Origin of the sequence: Paenibacillus zeirhizosphaerae, assembly GCF_030705605.1 — a bacterium.
GTDB lineage: Bacteria > Bacillota > Bacilli > Paenibacillales > Paenibacillaceae > Paenibacillus > Paenibacillus zeirhizosphaerae.
In genome coordinates, this window is the sequence record NZ_JAPCKK010000001.1 from 225,855 (window position 1) to 243,223 (window position 17,369).

A 17,369-nucleotide genomic window follows, 5' to 3' on the forward strand; every position below is an offset into this window, starting at 1 on the left:
TTCGTGATCAAAAGCTGACTTTTTGAACAACCTCTTGTAAGGGAAATCCGATTCAGGAAGGGGCCGGTAGATGTGTGGAAACGACGGTTACGGACATGGATGACTCTCGTGATGGCCGTGGTGTTTATAGGGTTGGCGGCTTGCAGCGGCAATGCTGGCGAACCGGCCAATTCGGATGCGGTCGAGCTCAGGTTTATGTACTGGGGCAGCAATGACGAGAAGCAGGCGATGGAAAGCATGATCGAGAGCTTTAACACTTCCCACCCGAATATTCGGGTGAAGGGCGAACACGTCCCTGGGGATTACCCGACTAAAATCAACACCTTAATGGCCGCGAATCAACTGCCGGATATCGCCTATCTGGGCGATTCACTCACGATGAAGTGGGCAAGTGAAGGCAAACTCCTGGATTTATCCTCTTATTATGATGAATTTCCCGAATTAACCAACAAGCTAAAATCCTCTTATCTCTACAGCGAACCCGGCAAATCGATTGGCAATTTCACCGCACTGGAAATTATGCAGTTATTTTACAACAAAGATCTGTTTACGGAAGCAGGTGTTCCTTTCCCGCCGGCTGATCCCGAACAGGCATGGACTTGGGATGAATTTCTGGAGGTGGCCAGAAAGCTAACCAAGGATCAGAACGGCAAGCATCCGGGTGAAAGTGGATTTGATCCGGACAATATTGTGCAATACGGCTTTGCCTTCGGTAATGACCGCAGCTCCTGGGGCCCGCTCCTGGCGAGCAACGGCGGAGGTTTAACCGACAAGACAGGCACGAAGTATACCCTGAATAGTCCAGAGTCGGTGGAGGTATTCCAGAAGCTGCAGGACTTGGTGTTCAAAGAGCATGTATCTCCGGATTTGATTCAACAGCAGGATATGCCTTCCAATACAATCCGGCTGCAGACGAAAAAGGTTGCCATGGTGGTGGACGGGACATGGTCCCTGCTGGATTTCTCCAACAACAAGCAACTGCAGTGGAGCATCGGCGTTCTGCCGAAGCTGAAGGAACCCAAAACGATGATCGTTGCAGGAGCTACGGTTATTTTCCAGAGCACCAAGCACCCGAAGGAAGCGCTCGAATTTTATCTGTATCACAACAACCCCGAGAAGGTGGACCTGTTCAAGTCAGGTCTGTGGATGCCGATCGAGGAAAAATATTATACAGATGAGCAGGTTATTCAGTCATGGACAGATAACCCCGCCCATCCGCCGGAATTTCAGCAGGCAGGCATCAACTATGCCAAAGATTATGCGGTCAAGCCGTTAACCTCTACGCTCCGCAACTGGCCGGATATCGGTGCCAAGCTGACGCCGGGACTGGATATGATCTGGACGAACAAGAAGACAGCGCAGCAGGCGCTGGATGAGCTGGAGCCTGTCATTCAACCGCTGCTAAAGGGAGTATACCCGGATGAATAATCCGGCAGGAAAGCCGGGAAAGGAGAACTGCCCATGAAGCGACCCAAGTCAGGAATGCGGCGTATGGAGCGGAACTGGGGCATACTGCTTGCGCTTCCTGCCATGCTGGGGCTCGTGATCTTTACGATTGGACCGATTGCGGCCTCGTTTGTCTTCAGTCTGACCGACTGGACCATTGGCGGACAGATGAGCTTTGTCGGGCTGGATAATTACCGGACCATTTTGACCGAGGATGATACCTTTTCCAAATCCATGTTTGTGACCACTTATTATGCGCTGGGCAGTGTCCCGCTTGGCCTGGCGGCGGCCTTTATCATTGCGCTGCTCTTAAATCAGAAGGTAAAGGGTTTGTCGGTGTTCCGTACCATCTTTTATTTGCCTACGATTGTGCCGAGCATTGCCAACACGATGCTGTGGTTATGGATGTTTAATCCCGATTTTGGCCTGCTGAATTCATTGCTGGAGCAAGTCGGCCTGCAGGGAAGCAAGTGGATTTACGATGAGAGGACAGCCATTCCCTCCTTGATTATGATGAGCACTTGGGGAATCGGGAACACGGTTATTATCTTTTTGGCCGGACTGCAGTCGGTGCCTGCCCATTTGTATGAAGCGGCTGAGGTGGATGGCGGTCATATGTGGCACAAATTTGTTCATATTACGATTCCTTCGATGACGCCGACCATTTTTTTTAATCTGGTGATGTCCTTGATCTCTACCTTCCAGGCCTTCAATCAGGCCTATGTCATGACCAACGGGGGACCCAACAATTCAACCCTGTTCTATGTATTCTACCTGTGGCGCACGGCCTTTACGGAAACGAAAATCGGTTATGCTTCGGCACTGGCCTGGATTTTGTTTTTCGTCATCATGGTGTTGACGGCGCTCATTTTCTCCACATCTAACAAGTGGGTTCATTATGAAGGGGGTGGGCGTCCATGAATCAGACTTCTTCTGCCCGTCCTCCGGGAGCGCCACAGCGTCCGATTCCGCAGCGGGAACGTTCCCGCAGTCCAACCACCGTCATGCGTGCAAAGCCCTTCACGGTTATCCGTCGTATCTTGCTGTATTTCATTTTAATCACAGGCAGTGTGTTCATGCTGCTGCCGTTTGTATGGCTTATTCGCAGCTCTCTGATGGGAACCTCGCAAATCTTCGTGTTCCCGCCGGAGTGGATACCTGCTCCTTTTCAATGGAGCAACTACCCTGAGGCGCTGACTTCGGTGCCGTTCGGCAGGTATTTTCTGAATACCTTCATCATTGAGGTGTGCGTGCTGGCGGGGGTGATGGTAACCTCCATCATCTCAGCGTTTACCTTTGCCCGTCTGCGCTGGCCGGGACGCCAGTTGATTTTTTCCCTGCTGATCGGGTCGATGATGCTGCCTTACGCGGTCACGCTGATTCCCACCTTTGTCATGTGGCGCGAGTTGGGAGGGCTGAATACGTTTCTGCCGCTGATTGTTCCCGCCTGGTTCGGCGGCGGAGCATTTAATATTTTCCTGATGCGCCAATTCATGCTGACAATTCCGCGTGATCTGGATGAAGCGGCTTATATGGATGGAGGCACACCTCTGACCGTGCTGTGGCGGGTCATCGTTCCGCTGTGCTCGCCAGCGTTGATCGTAATCGGCATTTTTACCTTTATTGACGTGTGGAATGATTTTCTGGGCCCGATTATTTATTTGAGTGATGAAAAGCATTTTACGCTGGCGCTGGGGTTGGCGACGTTTCGCGGCTTGAACAATACGAACTGGCCTTACCTGATGGCGGCTTCCAGCACGATTTTGGCTCCTGTCGTTCTGCTTTTCTTTATCGGGCAGCGATATTTTATTGAAGGCATTACCTTGACGGGCATCAAAGGCTGACAGAAAGCTGGAACGTATGATTTGGGATAAGGAGGCGAGAACGAGTGAAAGAGGAAGGTATGCAGCAAGCTTCGGGAAGCTGGATAGCGGCCAAGGAAGAGCGGAGGACTGCGACGGCCGGGGATCAGCCCCGCCGTGCGGCCACACCACTGCAGGGTGTCCCTGGCAGACTGGCGCGGTTGCGCGCGGAATTTCACGAGCTGGGTATAGACGCGATGCTGGTTACACAGGGTCCCAACCGCCGTTATATGACCGGGTTTACCGGCTCGGCGGGGATCGCGCTCATTACGGAGCAGGAAGCTTTCCTGGTTACGGATTTCCGCTATACGACTCAAGCAGCGGAGCAGGCGCCGGAATATTCCGTCCTGCGGCATGAGGGACCCATTCTCCACACCGTGGCTGATCTCGCAAGGAAATCAGGTATTCAGCGCTTGGGAGTAGAGAGCCGTCATGTTTCCCTTCAGCAGTCGGGTGAGCTTCAAACGGCGCTGGGGTCCCTGGAATGCGTATTGACCGAGGATGTAGTTGAACGGCTGCGCGATGTGAAGGACGAGGAGGAGATCCGCACTATCAGCGAAGCGGTACGTATCACGGACGCTGCCTTTACTGAAGTGCTGAACTCGATCAAACCCGGGGTAACCGAACGTCGAATTGCGGCGGAACTGGAGTACAGGCTGCGGCTGGCAGGCGCGGATTCGGGCGCTTATGCGTTCATTGTCGCGTCAGGTGAGCGTTCGGCGTTGCCGCACGGGCTCGCCAGTGACAAGGAAATTGGCCGGGATGAGTTTGTCACACTGGACTTTGGCGCCAATGTGCGCGGTTATTTGTCCGATCTCACACGTACGGTATTTGTAGGAAAACCGTCAGAGCGGCATGAGGAATTATATGCCATTGTTCTGGAGGCCAACCAGAAGACGATTGCGGGGCTCCGTCCGGGGTTAAGCGGTCGAGAGGGGGACAGCTTGGGGCGGGATGTGATTGCCTCATACGGTTATGGTGAGCATTTTGGTCACGGGCTGGGCCACGGCTTTGGTCTGGAAATTCATGAACAGGTGCGGCTGTCCCGTGAAAGCAAGTCGGTGCTGGTGCCGGGTCACGTGCTTACCGTGGAGCCGGGAATTTATATTCCGGGCTTCGGCGGGGTCCGCATTGAGGATGATGTGCTGATTACAGATGACGGAGTCAAGGTGCTGACCTCTTCGCCGAAGGAGCTGCTTGTGTTGTAAGAACGCTGTCATTCCGCAATTCATCCCCAAAAAAAGTGATGGAGGGATTAAATATGCACAAACGACGCACAAAAGCAGGTCTGACCACGCTTGCGGCTGCTCTGATCGTTGCTTTAACACCGGCTGTTCCGGGTGAAAAGGCTTTTGCCGAAGAGGAATTGCAAGCACAAGCGGAATTGCAAGCTCAAGCGCAAGTGGGTGCCCAGGTTATCGACATTTTTCAGCGGACAGTGAACGATTACGGCATCGAGCTGGTCGATTGGCAGGGCTATCTGGCAAATCCGTATGTGAAGTTAAAAGTAAAACCACCGGCGGACGCTTCTTTTCCAGTTACCGTAACGTTGAAAGCACAGGGCACATCCCGGCTGATGATGGATTTGCCAAGCACGTTGTCGGCGGACGGAGCCAGCAAAACCTTGACCTTCAACAGCGCGCAGGAGGAAAAGAGCTTCCTGCTGGCCATCCATCCCGACCGGCTCGGCGGGAACGGCGAAATTGAGAAGTATACGCTGTCCATGGTCGTAACGGGAAGGGATGGACGTACGACTAACCAGACCATTCCGATTCGGGTACTGGATCAGGATGATAATGCCGAGCCGTCAATCCCGATTGATTTTGACTACCGCTTCGATACGATCAAGCCTTATTTCAATGATGCTGCTACCAGAAAAGCTACAGAGCTGGCCATAAAGGACTGGTTTTATTTCTTCGATCTGAAGCCCTTCGACCAGGTTCCGACCGGAGCGGAGGTCAGCCATCTGCCCGGAGACGACTGGCAAAATCCGATACAGGTGTCAAATAACAAACCTTATAACGGCATGTGGGTGTTTCTGAGAGGACTGAACGGACCTTATTCCACGGGTTATCCGGCTGCGAATGGCAAATATCACACCAGGGACGGTGTAACCGTGCCGGGCAATTTGAACCGTTCTTACAGTCTAATTCTGGATTTCTATGATGATGCGGTTCCATTTACATCTGTGGATGACGAAGAATGGTATTTGACGGATCTGTCCAAGGTGACGGATGTGTATGGGCTGATGATGCATGAATTCGGCCATGCGGTCGTGTTCAGCGACACGTTCCCTGGCGTGAGAACGCTGAAGGAATCGGGGGGCAATGATCCGGACATTGTGGCTTATCAAAATAGACCGGCCCTGCTCGACAACAGCTACCATCTCTCCGGAGAGCTTGCCGAGGTGGACAGATTGAGCGGCCAAAATGGCGGCTGGCGGCATTTGTTCCCGACCCGGCGCTGGATGAACACGAAGCTGTCGCTGCTCGTAGCCGCAAAAGCAGGCTGGCCCCTGCGCAAGGAGCTGACTCCTTTCCTCGCGCCGGAGATTGTGACGAAGGAACTGCCTAAGCCTGTTCAAGGAAAAGCCTATTCAGCCAAGCTGGAAGCCAAGGGAGGCGTACCGTTTTATGATTGGACGATCACACAAGGTGAGCTGCCCGCAGGCTTGAAGCTGGACCGCTTCACAGGAACGGTTAGCGGAACGGCAGCCAGTGGAACAGGAAACAAAACGTATACGTTCACTGTACAACTGCGGGATTATGATGAGCTGAGCAAACCTGTGACCAAAACCTATACGCTTAAGTTGTAATCCCCATGGGAGCAGTTGAAGGGAGGGGTGCGAATGCAGCAGGATACGGCGGATTTGCTTATTGTAGGTGGTGGCATTATCGGTGCGGCCATCGCTTATTATGCGGCAAAATCCGGTATGCGGGTCGTGCTTGTTGAGCGGGGAGAAATAGCCGGCGGCACCTCGTCGCGTTGTGACGGAAATATATTGGCGATCGACAAGGAACCGGGACTGGACAGCCGGATGTCACTGTTGTCGCAAAAGCTGGTGGCGGAGCTGGTAGTGGAGCTGGAGGATGAGTTCGAGTACCGCGCCCCGGGCAGCATTCTGGTCTGTGAAAATGATCAGGAAATGCAGGCGGCGGAGCAGTGGGTAACCCGCCAGCAGCAAGAGGGGCTGCCGTTCCGCATGCTGGACCACCAGGATCTGCGGGAAGAATGGCCCTATCTGGCCAAAGATTTGCCGGGTGGACTGGAATGTGCGACAGATTCCACCGTCAATCCGGTGCTGATGACGTATGCGCTGGCTCAGGCTGCGCGCCGCATGGGTGCCAGATTCATGCCGCACACGCCGGTACAATCTGTTTTGAAGGATACAGGAGGCAATGCCTGCGGGGTGGAAACCCCCCTCGGTGTTATCCATGCGGGTGTGGTGGTATTGGCGGCTGGGGTATGGACACGCGCCATCGGTCAATTACTCGGCCTGGACCTTCCCATTATACCGCGTAAGGGACATATTCTGGTGTCTGCCCGCATGCCATCGATCGGGAAACGAAAGGTTATGGAATTCAGTTATTTGATGAGCAAGTTTGGCGGGCAGCGGAGTGTGGATGAAGAGGATGAAAAATATGGCATAGCGATGGTATTCGAGCCCACCGCATCGCAAAACATTCTGATCGGCAGCAGCCGCCAGTTTGTCGGCATGGATACAAGGGTGGATCAGCAGGTGATCCGCCGGATTGCCCGGCGGGCGATTCGCTTTTTCCCGGTGCTGGCCAACGTGCCGCTGATGAGGGCGTACACCGGCCTGCGTCCGTGGACACCGGATCACTTGCCGATTGTATCCGCAGTGGAGGAAGTGCCGGGGCTGTATATCGCATCCGGTCATGAAGGGGACGGGATTAGCCTGGCTGCGGTTACGGGAAAGCTGGTGACCGAAATGGTACGCGGCGAACCGACTAGCATTCCGCTGGAGCCGCTCCGGTATGACCGGTTTGAAAAGGATGATGCCAGTCATGGAATTCACGGGGAGGGAACCGGATGAGTGAGCTTGGCAAAATTACGACGATCGATACCCACACCGGAGGCAATCCGACACGAACGGTCATTCACGGGGCCCCCAAGCTGATCGGCCGTACAATGCTGGAGAAGATGACTTATATGGCGGAGCATCATGATGATTTCCGCCGCCTGCTCATGTTCGAGCCGCGTGGTCATGAGGTCATGTCAGGCTGTATTTTAACAGAGCCTTGTCATCCGGATGCCGATATCGGGGTGGTGTTTATGGAGACAGGCGGTTATCTGCCGATGTGCGGCCACGATACGATTGGAGTGTGCACAGCGCTGATGGCCGGAGGAATGATAACCCCGGACAAAAAATCTATTTTGCTGGATACTCCTGCAGGCCCGGTTCAAGTATGGCTGGAGGTCGCTGGAGGCAAGGTGAAACAGGTGACGTTCACGAATATTCCTTCCTTTGTGTACCGCCATGGGGTGCAGGTACAGGTCAAGGGCCTCGGCCAAGTCAGGCTGGATATTGCTTATGGCGGCAACTTTTACGGCATTATCGAGGCGGCTTCCATCGGGCTTGCGCTGGAGCAGCGCAATGGGGCGGAGATTGTGCGCACGGCGGTGCAGATTCGGGAGGCGGTGAATGCGGAGGTAGAGGTCGTGCATCCCGAAAATCCGGTGATTCGCGGAATGACGCATATTGAATTTTACGGAGAGCCGTTAGCTCTGGAGGCCGATTGCCGCAATGTCGTTGTCATCCCGCCGGGAGGCATCGACCGTTCGCCTTGCGGTACAGGAACCTCGGCCAAAGTGGCGGTGCTGCACGCCCAGGGCAAGCTGGGTTTGCATGAATCTTTTGTGCATGAAAGCATCACAGGCTCCATGTTCCGGGCCGAAATTGTGGGAGAGACGCAGGTAGGTCCCTATCCGGCGGTCATTCCGCAAATTACAGGCTCGGCCTGGGTAACAGGCCATCATCAATTTGTGCTGGACCCGGAGGACCCGCTTAAGGAAGGATTTCTGCTGATGTAGCTGTTTTAAAAAATTGGATTAGGAAAGGGTTGGTGAGCGTATGGCACGCTTTGAGGGAGTATATGTGGCTTTGGTTACGCCGTTTACGGAAGAACTGGAGGTCGACTATAAACGTCTGGCGGAGCTGTGTGAGCATCTGATTGCAAATGGCATTAGCGGGCTGGTCTCCACGGGATCCTTGGGCGAGTATGCGGCTTTATCCCCGGAGGAACGCTCGCAGGTTGTGCATACGGTCATTGACGCTGCGGCGGGCCGCGTTCCGGTCGTGGTCGGCTCGGCCGCTCCATCCACCAGGCAAGCGGTGCATTGGGTTCAGCATGCGAAGGATGCCGGAGCAGCGGGTGTCATGGCATTGCCGCCCATTAATTACAATCCGCTGCCCCTTGAAGTGACTGCCCATTATGAAGCGCTGGCGAAGGTAGGCTTGCCGATCATTGTGTATAACAATCCGCATGATTACAAGGTGGATTTGACCCCCGAGGTGCTTGCAGACTTGTCGAGATTGGAAAATATCGTAGCCGTCAAGGAGTTTTCCGGTGATGTAAGACGTGTTCACACTATTTTGGACCATACGGACCTGGAGGTCATGGTCGGGGTGGATAATCTGGCGATGGAGGGGGCGCTGCTCGGCGCGACCGGCTGGATTTCAGGCGTGCCCAACGCGCTGCCGAAGGAAGGGGTAGAGTTATTCCGGCTGGCGCGGGCCGGCAATATAGCGGAGGCTTCCGATCTGTATCGCAGACTGCTGCCGCTGTTCCATTATGATGCCAGTCCACAATTGGTGCAATCGATCAAATATATGATGGAGCTGGCCGGATTTCCGGTCGGTCCGACACGTCCGCCCAGACTGGCACTGCCGCAGGCGGAGTATGACCGTATTCGGGAAGCCTTCGGGGCGGCGGTTCGTCCGAGCGGGGTCTCATCCTGAATGGAGGTGAAGATGATGGAGAGCCGAAATTGGATCGGCGGTGAGTGGCTGTACCCTTCCGGCGAGGAGATGGTGGCGCACGACCCCTCGGCGTTGCAGGAGGAGGTGGGCGTTGTCCGCTTTTCCACAAAGGATGATGTCACTCAAGCCGGGGAAGCGGCACGGCTGGCCCAAAGGGGCTGGGGTGCGCTCACTCCTGCCGCCAGGGGAGACTGCCTGTTCCGGGCCGCCGGGCTGCTGGAGGCGAGTCTGGCCGAGGTGGCTGAGCTGGCCAGCCGTGAGATGGGCAAACCGATTACCGAGATGCGCGGCGAGGTGATGCGGGGGGTTCATCTGCTCCGTTATTATGCGGCAGAAGGCGTGCGTGCCATCGGCAATGTAATTCCTTCCAATGAATCTGGCGTGCTTCAATACACGAAGCGTGTTCCGCTCGGGGTGACGGCTGTTATTACGCCGTGGAATTTTCCTGTTGCCATCCCACTGTGGAAAATCGCACCTGCGCTCTTGTGCGGAAATACGGTCATCTGGAAGCCTGCCGAGCATGCTTCGCTCACGGCGGTTCGCATTGCTGAGCTGTTCGAATCGGCGCAGCTTCCGACTGGCGTGCTGAATCTCGTAATCGGTCAGGGTCACGTTATCGGCGATGCTTTGCTGGCGCATAAGGAATTGGATGCTGTCAGCTTTACAGGCTCAACTGCTACGGGTATGGGCATTGCGCAGCAATGTGCGCGGCGCAACCTCAAGTATCAGACCGAGATGGGCGGTAAAAATGCCGCCGTCGTGCTGAAGGATGCGGATGTGGCGCAGGCGGTGGCGATGATCGTCAGCGGCGCTTTCCGCTCAGCCGGACAAAAATGCACGGCCACCAGCCGCGTAATCGTAGAACGGTCGGTCTATGAAATGTTTACGGAGGCTTTGTGCCAGGCGGTGAACAACATCCAGGTTGCTCCGGCGCTTGATCCCGGCACGTATCTCGGACCGGTGGCATCCGCAGGCCAGTACGAGAAGGTGGCGTCCTATGTGGCGATGGCCCGCCGGGATGCCGATATCTTGGCTGAGGGCGGAGCCGCCCCTGGGACGGATCACGGGTATTACGTGCGCCCGCTGGTGGTTACCGGACTGGATTCGTCACATCCGCTGATTCGGGAGGAGATTTTTGGGCCTGTGATCGGCGTCCTGCCAGCGGATGATTTTGAGGATGCGATCCGGTTATGCAACGCGACTGTATATGGGTTAAGCGCCTCGTTGTTCACCCGCGATTTGCGGCTGGCCCACCGCTTTCTGGATGAAGCGGAGGCGGGTATGGTGCGTGTGAATCAGGAGACGGCTGGTGTCGAATATCAGGCTGCCTTCGGCGGTTTGAAGTGGTCCAGCTCGCACACCAGGGAACAGGGTCAGGCGGCGCTGGAGTTTTATTCAGCGCTTAAAACCTGTGCGATTCGTTATGATTAAGCGGGCAGCCGGGGGAAAGGGGGCGGTTGGAATGGTTGTCAGGACGTCTGACGGGTCAAAGCATTGGATTGTATGCCGCTGTGAGGAAGTGAGCCTGGCACAGCTTGAGGAGGCATGTCACGAGGGAATGGATACGGTGCGGCAGCTTAAAATGGCGACACGGGTGACGATGGGGGCATGTCAGGGCAGGGTATGCCGACAGGTGGTGGAGTCGTGGTTTTATAATCAGTATCCTGCTTCCCGCCGGGAGGCAGAGCTGTTATCCCAGAGGCCCCCGGTGCGTCCGGTCACGTTCGGCCAGTTGGCGGAAGGAGGTTCCCTATGAGGGGTATACGGATTGTAAATCACCCCATTTTGGGACCCCAGCCTGAGCGGTGTCAGGTGTCCTTCATGTTCGACGGGCGTCCCATGCAAGGTTTGGCCGGAGAACCGCTGGCGGCCGCGCTGCTGGCCAGTAGTGTCCGGTTGCTGAGAAAACATGAGGAATCCGGTACGCCCAGGGGAATGTATTGCGCCATCGGGCACTGCAATGAATGCCGTCTGACGGTTCATTCGCTTGGCACCGTGCGTTCCTGTCTGACGAGATTGGAGGAGGGCATGATCGTCGAAACAGGGCGGCAGCTTTCGAATGAGATCACGGGGAGAATGGTGACATGAGCAGCAGGGCGCGGCTCCTCGTCATTGGTGCGGGGCCTGCCGGACTGTCTGCGGCGGCTGCGGCAGCCGAACAGGGAATGCAAGTGACGGTACTGGATGAGTTCACCGAGCCAGGCGGGCGCATGCCCGGGCAATACCATGAGCAGGGCCGCAAAGGCTGGTGGGTCGGAAAGCACGTCGCGGATGAGCTGATTGCCCGCTGCAGGGAACTGGGGGTGGATATCCGCTGTGGTGTAGCTGTACATGGTATGGAATACACAACCACATGGGGGATTTTCACCTCCTGCGGATTATTCACCGCTGACTATGTGCTGCTGGCGACAGGGGCGGCTGAAATTCCCGTTCCGCTGGAAGGCTGGACGCTGCCTGGTGTCATGTCCATCGGAGCCGCGCAGGTGTTGACCAACGTTCATTATGTCAAGCCGGGGGAACGCGGCATTATTGTAGGCATGAACGTCTTATCGATGGCGATTGCCCGTGAGCTGTCCGTCGCCGGGGTCAAGATCGCCGCGATTACACTGCCGTGCACCAATCCCTTGGCAGGTGCGGCGGCCAGTCCGACCGCCTCTGCGAAGCTGCTGCTTCGGCTCGCGGGGCTGGCCCCTGCCGCCTGGATGCGCATAGGTGGCAGGCTGGCGGCGGCGCTGCGGATGGAGGGCCTCATCGCCCGTTGTTATCCCCACAATGGCTTCCGCCTGTGGGATATCCCCATCCGTCTGCGGACGGCGGTGCTGTCCGTGAACGGGAGCGACCGGGTCGAATCCGTGACCCTGGTCCGGGTGGCCCCGGACGGCTCGCCGATTCCCGGCAGCGAGCATGATGAGCCCGCCGACTTCGTAGCGCTGAGCGGCGGCTTGTATCCGCTCGCCGAGCTTGCGGCGGTGGCGGGCTGCAAGTTCGCCTACAGTCCTGAGCTTGGCGGGCATGTCCCGCTGCATAGCGAGCGAATGGAAACCCCGCTCCAAGGGCTGTACGTTGCCGGTAATATAACCGGCATCGAAAGCGGGCTTGTCGCCATGGCTCAGGGGCGTCTGGCTGCCGCCTCCATTACACATGCCGCCGGCCTTGCCGGAGCCGATGGGGAACGGCGGGTACAGGAGGCCATCCGTGAGGTCCATGCCGTAAGGGAAAATGCGCTGATTCAGTTTCATCCCGGCATTACCGGGGCGAGAGCACAGTTGTACCGGCAATGGGAGCAAACCTCCGGCCGCGCATATTAACGCTCGCGAAACTGAAGCAGATTCCTTTTGAACACGCACTTTAAAAAGAAACTCAATCAGAAATCGAGGCTTGACCCATGGGTTTACCTCGAATGAATGATTTATCCGGTGCATTTCTTTGCTAGCAGTTGTCATGAAAACGGGAAATATGCTCGTTGGCAACCGTTAGAGTTTTCGTGCTTTCACGCACTGGCACCTATGCCCTGGTCAAGCACCGATTTCGGTTTTGAGCCTAAGAAGGAGGAACAAACATGCGGTCATCTGAATTGCGGTCCCCGGATTGCAGTGACCTACTTCCCTCCACGTGATTTGTAATGTACCGGCATCCCTGCAGCTCAAGAATACAAAAAAATCGCCCAGGCAAACGGATTTCATTCCGTTTGTGCCTTGAGCGAAGCGAAAGGAATGGGTATAAACATGGCTGTACAAACAAAAGCCCACATAAAAGCAAGACCATTCGCGTTAAACGAGGTGATCCTGGGCGAAGGCCTCTTTAAAGAGGCAATGGAGCTGAACCGGTCCTATCTGCTGGAGCTTGTGCCTGACCGGCTGCTGGCGCGTTTCCGCGAATATGCCGGGCTTGCGCCCAAAGCGCCACAATATGAAGGCTGGGAGGCCATGACGATTTCTGGTCATTCTCTGGGGCACTATTTGTCTGCTTGCTCCATGATGTATGCTTCGACGGCAGATGAACGCTTTAAAGAAATCGCACATTATATTACGGAAGAACTGGAGCTTTGCCAAGAGGCCCATGGAGACGGATATGTATCCGGCATTCCGGGAGGAAGGGAGCTTTTTGCAGAGGTGTCTGCCGGAGATATCCGCTCCAAGGGTTTTGATCTGAACGGTGCGTGGGCTCCCCTCTATACGCTTCATAAGCTGTTCGCCGGTTTGCGTGATGCGTATCATCTGACAGGCTGTGAGAAGGCATTGGAGATCGAGCGCGGGTTGGCCGACTGGCTTGGCGGGATTTTGCAGCCCTTGAATGAAGAGCAGATGCAGCAAATGATGGTCTGCGAATATGGAGGCATGAACGAGGTATTGGCCGATTTGTATGCGGATACCGGAGAAGAGAGCTACCTGCGGCTTGCCGAAAAATTCTGGCACAGGCTGGTGCTCGACCCGCTCAGCTCGCAGGAAGACTGTCTGCAGGGTATACACGCCAATACACAAATTCCAAAGCTGATCGGGCTTGCCAAAGAATATGAGCTGACCAATGATCCGAAGCGGCGGGAAGCGGCGGAGTTTTTTTGGCAGCGGGTGGTGGAGCACCATTCGTATGTCATTGGCGGCAATAGCTTTGGCGAATATTTTGGAGCACCGGACGGTTTAAATGACCGCGTCGGACCGCATACAACGGAAACATGCAACACTTACAACATGCTTAAGCTGACCAATCATCTGTTTCAATGGAGTGGCTCCGCGAAGGAAGCGGATTTTTATGAACGGGCTTTGTTTAATCATATTTTGGCTTCACAGGACCCGGTTCACGGGGGTGTAACCTATTATCTGTCGCTGGCTATGGGCGGTCACAAGCATTTTGAAAGCAAATTCGATGGTTTTACATGCTGTGTCGGCACGGGTATGGAGAATCATGCAAGCTACGGCCGCGGCATTTATTTTCATGATCAGGATAAGCTGTATGTCAACCAATTTATCGCCTCTACCTTGGAATGGAAAGAAGCAGGCATCACGTTAAAGCAAAATACCTCTTATCCGGAAACGGATCATACCACGCTGGAACTTCAATGTGATCAGCCAGTGCCATTGACGCTGCTCATTCGTTATCCGTATTGGGCTGTTCAAGGCATAACCGTACGTGTAAACGGCAAAGAACAGGAGATCATGTCGGAGCCGGGCAGCTTCGTATCGATCACCAGAACCTGGATCGACGGTGATGTCGTAGAGATGACGCTGCCGATGTCGCTGAGGCTGGAGAGAATGCCGGATAACCCGGGCCGGGCGGCTGTCATGTATGGACCGCTCGTGCTGGCGGGTGACCTCGGGCCGATCGATGATCCCAAGGCCAAAGAGTTTCTCTACACCCCTGTATTCATTCCCAAAACTGAGGAACTTGAGGACTGGATCCAGCCGGTGCAGGGGAAAACGAATACGTTTCGCAGTGTGCAGGCCGGGCATCCGCGAGATGTGGAATTATCTCCTTTTTATAAAATGCATGACCGTACGTATAGCGTATATTGGGATATTTTCACGCAGGAAACATGGCAGGAGGCGGAAAAAGAATATACCGCCGCACGTGAAAGACTGGCCATTCTGGAGCAGTGCACCATCGATTTTGCCCAGCCTGGAGAAATGCAACCAGAGCGGGATCATAACTTCCAGGGGGATACTTCGACCCGTACCGGATATGTGAATAACCGGCCTTACCGAAATGCAGGCATTGACGGCTGGTTTTCCTTCGATTTGCAGACAGACCCGGCGCTTCCGATGCTGCTGGTGATGACCTACACGGCTGCGCTGGAAATGCCCAACTGCGGTTTTGATATTTTGGTGAACGGTCATCTGCTTGAGCAGTTTAGGGAGGGCTTTGATGAAGCTGACAAGTTTTACAATATCAACGCCGAAATTCCGGCTGCCTATCTGGAGGGCAAGGAGCAGGCAACCATAACCTTTAAGGCCAAGCCCGGACAGCGTATCCGCCGATTGTTTGGGCTGAGAATGGTCAATAAGGATGTGTATGAGCGACTCTATCAGGTGGAGAGTTAGGGATGGAACCCAAATGATCATGCTGCACCGATGGCGGGAGGCATGGTGATTAAATAAGCAGATTACAAAATAACCGGGAAGGAAGGGCAGATGCTCTTTCTCTCCCGGTTATTTCAGCTATTCAAGAGTCGATATCTTTAAACATTCAATGAATTTCTCGATCAGGGGCGTTTTTTCTAGTTTTGTTGACTTCGAAGGTATTCTTCGTATTCAACTGTGAATTCAAGGGCTTGCCCGAAGTCGGGAGACATAAGAGAAAGAGCTGCTACAACATCTTCTTTATTGGTTTCGTTTAAAGCTAGGATTCGAGGCTGGCGTGGAACGCGAAACTGTGTATGATCGTGAAATACGATGGTGACTATGGTGCCGAGCGGTCCGTCATGCGGCGAATGTATACTGCTCCACATCCAGCGCTGCTGGTCGGTTTGTTCTGTGTTTCCCCATTCCCGCGAGATATCGAAATCACCAGGCAGCTTGGGCTCGGGACGTATCCCCAGTTCCTTAAACTGTCGATGGATTGGCAAGAATAACAGGTTGAGAAACGTCCCATATGCCATATCCCCTGCTTCAATGTATGCCTTCTGCAGCTTATCCCGATTGGTGTGAAGTACGTTTTGCCAATTCTCATCGACATAATTGCTAATGTATCTCTCGATCACCTCAATGGGATTTTCAGGGTTTGATTCCATGAATTCTTTCAGCGGTGTTATTTGCGTCATGGTTAACTCCTTTCACCTTTGATTTTGTTTTACCCTTTTAGCTTACAACATTGCTGCAAATGATAACGTTCCCCGCATAAACTCCGATCTGACAGTTGAAAACCTTCTCAATATAGTTTAATGTTTGTTAATGCTCAAAAATCGGGAAGGTGTTAAAAGAAAGAGGGGGACCAGAGTGCGTTATTATAAGCCAATTGAAATCGCCAGAGAACTTGGTGTAAGTACAAGCGCCTTAAGGCATTATGAATCATGGGGAGTCATTCCAGCCCCTGAACGTGCGGCAAACGGTTACCGTCTCTACACCAGGGTGCACTTGGCTTATTTTCGTTGCCTGCGTGTTATGTTTGCCGGATTTGATGTTGCGGTTGCGTGTGATGTGCTTCGCCACATTCAAAAAGGGGATGTGGACGCTGCTTTTTGGCTGGTCACCAAAGAGCAAGCAAAATTGCAAAATGAAAAAGCCGTTGCCGACCGGACTCTTGCATTGCTGCAAAATTCGGAGCTTCCGCTTGTTATCGATAAAAAGATAAAAAATCATATGACGATTGGCGAGGCCGCCACTCTTACGGACGTGCCGGCCTCGGCCATTCGATATTGGGAAAAGGAAGGACTACTCTCGCCTGAGCGTAATCCTGAGAATGGTTACCGTATGTTCACCCCTCTACATATTAGGCAGATCCTGCTCATACATACACTGCGGAAGACGATTTACTTTCTGGAGAATATAAAGGATATTGTGCAGGCTATGGAATATCAGGATATGGATAGAGCCACAAGAGTGGTTGAAAACGCGCTGGAAATCATTCATGAACGAAATCGGCGGCAGTTATATGCGATTCATCAGTTAGTTGAACTTTGCAAGGAGGACGGGCTAATTCAGTGAGCAGCCAAGGCTCTTTTATTTCTGATTTGAGTACTACCGCTCCGCTTTTTTTATGCTGGATCAGCAATGGACTCAACAGATTTAATAGTGGGGCGTTGAAAAAGCCTATTTCCATACGAAAAAAAATACTCTTCTCCAACTTTTAGAGAAGGAAGTTCAGAACGCGAATTCATATAAATAGTCTTTCTTTCTCTCGTTGTGTTAACTCTTTCAATCACTAAGTGGTCGCTTTTGATATCAACTAACTTAGCACTTTCGTAAGTACTGGAACCGCTAAAATAATAAAGTGTTCCTAGAATTAGAAATACAATCACTGCTCTAATTATATTCCTTGATATAATTAGGTGTTTTTTACTGTTTTTCATAAAATACCTCCATACTCCAGGTCCTTTCGGTGTATCAATTGGAAATCTGAGCTTA

General features: G+C 53.8%; 16 protein-coding genes. 14 read left to right on the forward strand and 2 right to left on the reverse strand.

Annotated features, from left to right (window positions below):
- The first annotated feature begins 72 nt into the window (after positions 1-72).
- From OIN60_RS01040 to OIN60_RS01100, 13 genes are all read left to right on the forward strand, one after another.
- Positions 73-1,428: an ABC transporter substrate-binding protein gene (locus OIN60_RS01040; RefSeq protein WP_305753009.1), complete on the forward strand. Its 1,356-nt coding sequence runs from the start codon at positions 73-75 to the stop codon at positions 1,426-1,428.
- A gap of 33 nt (positions 1,429-1,461) precedes the next feature.
- Positions 1,462-2,367, forward strand: coding sequence for a carbohydrate ABC transporter permease (locus OIN60_RS01045; protein ID WP_305753010.1), 906 nt, complete (start codon positions 1,462-1,464; stop codon positions 2,365-2,367).
- A complete protein-coding gene (locus tag OIN60_RS01050) occupies positions 2,364-3,290 on the forward strand; it encodes a carbohydrate ABC transporter permease (RefSeq protein WP_305753011.1) in 927 nt (308 codons plus the stop codon). The genes OIN60_RS01045 and OIN60_RS01050 overlap by 4 nt, the downstream gene beginning before the upstream one ends.
- A 44-nt stretch (positions 3,291-3,334) precedes the next feature.
- On the forward strand, positions 3,335-4,516 hold the full coding sequence (locus tag OIN60_RS01055) for a M24 family metallopeptidase (RefSeq protein ID WP_305753012.1): 1,182 nt from the start codon (positions 3,335-3,337) through the stop codon (positions 4,514-4,516).
- Positions 4,517-4,569: 53 nt separating this feature from the next.
- Positions 4,570-6,123, forward strand: a complete 1,554-nt coding sequence (locus OIN60_RS01060) for an Ig domain-containing protein (RefSeq protein WP_305753013.1) — start codon at positions 4,570-4,572, stop codon at positions 6,121-6,123.
- A 33-nt stretch (positions 6,124-6,156) separates the two neighbouring features.
- A complete protein-coding gene (locus tag OIN60_RS01065; RefSeq protein ID WP_305753014.1) occupies positions 6,157-7,365 on the forward strand; it encodes an NAD(P)/FAD-dependent oxidoreductase in 1,209 nt (402 codons plus the stop codon).
- On the forward strand, positions 7,362-8,363 hold the full coding sequence (locus OIN60_RS01070) for a proline racemase family protein (protein ID WP_305753015.1): 1,002 nt from the start codon (positions 7,362-7,364) through the stop codon (positions 8,361-8,363). Before OIN60_RS01065 ends, OIN60_RS01070 begins: the two co-directional genes overlap by 4 nt.
- Before the next feature lie 40 nt (positions 8,364-8,403).
- On the forward strand, positions 8,404-9,291 hold the full coding sequence (locus OIN60_RS01075) for a dihydrodipicolinate synthase family protein (RefSeq protein WP_305753016.1): 888 nt from the start codon (positions 8,404-8,406) through the stop codon (positions 9,289-9,291).
- 15 nt (positions 9,292-9,306) lie between these two features.
- Positions 9,307-10,743 (forward strand): aldehyde dehydrogenase family protein, encoded by a 1,437-nt coding sequence (locus tag OIN60_RS01080; protein WP_305753178.1) that lies wholly within the window; start codon positions 9,307-9,309, stop codon positions 10,741-10,743.
- A gap of 31 nt (positions 10,744-10,774) precedes the next feature.
- Complete coding sequence (locus OIN60_RS01085) at positions 10,775-11,068, forward strand: (2Fe-2S)-binding protein (RefSeq protein ID WP_305753017.1); 294 nt, start codon at positions 10,775-10,777, stop codon at positions 11,066-11,068.
- A complete protein-coding gene (locus OIN60_RS01090; RefSeq protein ID WP_305753018.1) occupies positions 11,065-11,400 on the forward strand; it encodes a (2Fe-2S)-binding protein in 336 nt (111 codons plus the stop codon). Before OIN60_RS01085 ends, OIN60_RS01090 begins: the two co-directional genes overlap by 4 nt.
- Positions 11,397-12,620, forward strand: coding sequence for an FAD-dependent oxidoreductase (locus tag OIN60_RS01095; RefSeq protein ID WP_305753019.1), 1,224 nt, complete (start codon positions 11,397-11,399; stop codon positions 12,618-12,620). Before OIN60_RS01090 ends, OIN60_RS01095 begins: the two co-directional genes overlap by 4 nt.
- Before the next feature lie 417 nt (positions 12,621-13,037).
- On the forward strand, positions 13,038-15,347 hold the full coding sequence (locus OIN60_RS01100; RefSeq protein ID WP_305753020.1) for a glycoside hydrolase family 127 protein: 2,310 nt from the start codon (positions 13,038-13,040) through the stop codon (positions 15,345-15,347).
- Between the two features lie 176 nt (positions 15,348-15,523).
- Here the strand turns inward: OIN60_RS01100 and OIN60_RS01105 are convergent, their stop codons facing one another.
- Positions 15,524-16,066 carry a DUF6022 family protein gene (locus tag OIN60_RS01105; RefSeq protein WP_305753021.1) on the reverse strand — a complete coding sequence of 181 codons (543 nt, stop codon included), beginning with the start codon at positions 16,064-16,066 and terminating at the stop codon, positions 15,524-15,526.
- 175 nt (positions 16,067-16,241) lie between these two features.
- Between OIN60_RS01105 and OIN60_RS01110 the strand changes: the two genes are divergently transcribed.
- On the forward strand, positions 16,242-16,949 hold the full coding sequence (locus tag OIN60_RS01110) for a TioE family transcriptional regulator (protein ID WP_305753022.1): 708 nt from the start codon (positions 16,242-16,244) through the stop codon (positions 16,947-16,949).
- Positions 16,950-16,999: 50 nt separating this feature from the next.
- Here the strand turns inward: OIN60_RS01110 and OIN60_RS01115 are convergent, their stop codons facing one another.
- A complete protein-coding gene (locus OIN60_RS01115; RefSeq protein ID WP_305753023.1) occupies positions 17,000-17,314 on the reverse strand; it encodes a hypothetical protein in 315 nt (104 codons plus the stop codon).
- Between the last annotated feature and the right edge of the window lie 55 nt (positions 17,315-17,369).